This is a genomic window from Spirillospora sp. NPDC049652, from assembly GCF_040675125.1.
Classification (GTDB): Bacteria; Actinomycetota; Actinomycetes; order Streptosporangiales; family Streptosporangiaceae; genus Spirillospora.
The window spans coordinates 1-2,343 of the sequence record NZ_JBFAOF010001049.1; the positions used below are offsets into that span (position 1 = coordinate 1).

A 2,343-nucleotide genomic window follows, 5' to 3' on the forward strand; every position below is an offset into this window, starting at 1 on the left:
CCGTCCCGCGCTGCGGCCGGCCCCACGGCGCCAGCCCCGCCACCAGGTCCCCCGCGCCGAACAGCTCGATGACCGACTCGTCGCCCTCGCCGTTGGCGATGAACTCCTTCGCCAGGATCCGTCCGGCCGTCCGCGTCCCCGCCGGGAACAGCACGACCACCGCCGGCGACGCGACGCCCTGGTGGCAGAGCATGCCGCCGGGCGGCACCTCGACACGCCGCCCCATCGCCCACAGCGCCTGCCGGTCCGCCCGGCTCAGCCGGGTCCAGAACGCGCCGGGACGGCCCTCGATCGTGCCCAACGCCACCTCCTCCGCCCCCATGGTGCGTCCCTCCGCAGGCTCATTCCGTTCCAAACAGCACGATCGGAGTGGGTCCCCTGACTCATTCCACCCGTGCGGGCCCGATGGGGGAAGATGCCTAGGCGAGGAACCACCGATCGGAGGAGCCATGGCCTACACCGGCAACGTCGAGGTCGGCGGACCACCGGACACCCGCGACCTGCCCGGCCTGACCGTCACCAAGGTCGCCGTGGGTCCGTACGACAACAACGCCTACGTCCTGCGCTGCACCGCGACCGGCGACCAGCTGCTCATCGACGCCGCCAACGAGCCGTCGCGCCTGCTGAAGCTCCTCGGCGACGGGCCGCTGAGCCGCGTCGTCACCACCCACCGCCACCAGGACCACTGGGAGGCCCTGGCCGACGTCGTGCGGGCCACCGGCGCCCCGGTGTCCGCCCACCCGTTCGACGCCGCGCCGCTGCCGGTCGCGGTGTCCGACCCCGTCCAAGACGGCGACACCATCCGGGTCGGAGAGAGCACGTTGGAAGTGATCCACCTCCGCGGCCACACCCCCGGCTCCATCGCGCTCCTCCACACCGCCCCGGACCGCCCGCACCTGTTCACCGGCGACAGCCTCTTCCCGGGCGGCGTCGGCAACACCTGGGGCGACCCGGCCCGCTTCAAGCAGCTGATGACCGACGTCACCGAGCGGGTCTTCGACCGCCTGCCGGACGAGACGTGGGTCTATCCCGGCCACGGCAAGGACACCACCCTCGGCCGCGAACGCCCCAGCATCCCCACCTGGTGGGAACGCGGCTGGTAGCGGGCCACACGCTGCGGCACTCGGCCGCCCGCTGCGACCCCACCGCGGCCGCCCGCTGCGGCTCCCTTCGGACGGGCGCCCTACGACCCGGCCGTGCCCCGCCTCGGTCTCCCGGCCGGGGCGGGGTGCTTATAGTGATCTCGGAATCGGTGCGACGGGAAGGGGCGGGTTCATGTTGAGACCTGCTCGGTTCCTGCTGCGCCTCGTCCTGGTCGCGGCGGTGTCGGTTCTCGCGGTGGCCTGCCTGACACAGGCGGGCAAGAGCGTCGCCGCCGTCAACGCCGCCTCCGCGAGTACATCCGTGCCGGCCATGTCCGTCGCGGACTCGCCCGCCGCGTCCGTGCAGGTCTGTCCGGCCGGCCTCCGCCCGGACGCCGTGCACCCCGACTCGGCGCACGGGGGTGGCGGTGCCGCGTCCGAAAAGGGGCAATGCGGCAAGCGGGCGGTGACGGGGGCCTCTTCCCTAACACCCGCCGCCGCGAGCACACAGGTGGCGGCGAACCCGTCCGACGCCTACGCCGCCGTGTCGCCGGGAAGGGCGGGGGAACGAGCCCGCTGCGTTCCGGCGGCCCCACCCGATACGGGCCATCTCTGCGTTCTGCGGATCTAGGAGACCGTCAGCGACGGTCAACCGGTCCGACAGAACGGAATCCTTCCTGATGAAAAACACGCGCCCGGTCACACGGGCGTCCTCCGCGGCATTCACCATGACGGCGCGGGCGGGCCGAGCGCTCGCCCTGTGGCCTCGTCGCCGCTGGGCGGTGGCCCTGGCCGTGGGCTGTCCCACCTGCAACAAGCTGGTGCTCGTCCTCGTCGGCTCCTCGGGGGCGATGACGGCCTGGGCGCCGCTGCAGCCGCTGCTGGGCTCGTTGTCCGTCGCGCTGCTGGCCGTGGCGACGGTGCGCAGGCTGTCCACCGAGGTCGCCTGCCCCGTCCCGGCCCGGGGCTGATCTCCTTCCGCTGCCTGTGGCGGGATGGAGGGAGACCTGTGCCGTGTCCGAGCACCACGCAACCTTTCGGACGCCGCAGGGCGTCTCATCCTTTGCTTCCTCTACCGAGAGGTGTCCCTTCGATGTCTTCTGCACGTAAGGCGGCGCCCCGCCGCCTTATCGTCGGCGGTGCGGCGCTGCTGGTCGTGGCGCTGGCCGTCGCCGTGCTGGCCGTGGTCCGGAGCGGCGGCGACTCCCCGCGCAGGGCCGTCGCGCCGCCGGTCAAACCGGTGGCGACCGCGACCACGCCG

Annotated in this window: 2 protein-coding genes and 1 pseudogene; 2 read left to right on the forward strand and 1 reads right to left on the reverse strand. The window is 73.1% G+C overall.

Going from position 1 to position 2,343, the window contains the following annotated elements:
* Positions 1–322: pseudogene (locus tag AB0J52_RS36690) on the reverse strand (hypothetical protein); the annotation flags it as partial.
* A 127-nt stretch (positions 323–449) separates the two neighbouring features.
* Here AB0J52_RS36690 and AB0J52_RS36695 point away from each other — a divergent pair.
* Together AB0J52_RS36695 and AB0J52_RS36700 are read left to right on the forward strand one after the other, a co-directional pair.
* Positions 450–1,103 carry an MBL fold metallo-hydrolase gene (locus AB0J52_RS36695; RefSeq protein WP_500187513.1) on the forward strand — a complete coding sequence of 218 codons (654 nt, stop codon included), beginning with the start codon at positions 450–452 and terminating at the stop codon, positions 1,101–1,103.
* Positions 1,104–1,810: 707 nt separating this feature from the next.
* On the forward strand, positions 1,811–2,053 hold the full coding sequence (locus tag AB0J52_RS36700; protein ID WP_500187514.1) for a hypothetical protein: 243 nt from the start codon (positions 1,811–1,813) through the stop codon (positions 2,051–2,053).
* Positions 2,054–2,343: the final 290 nt, after the last annotated feature.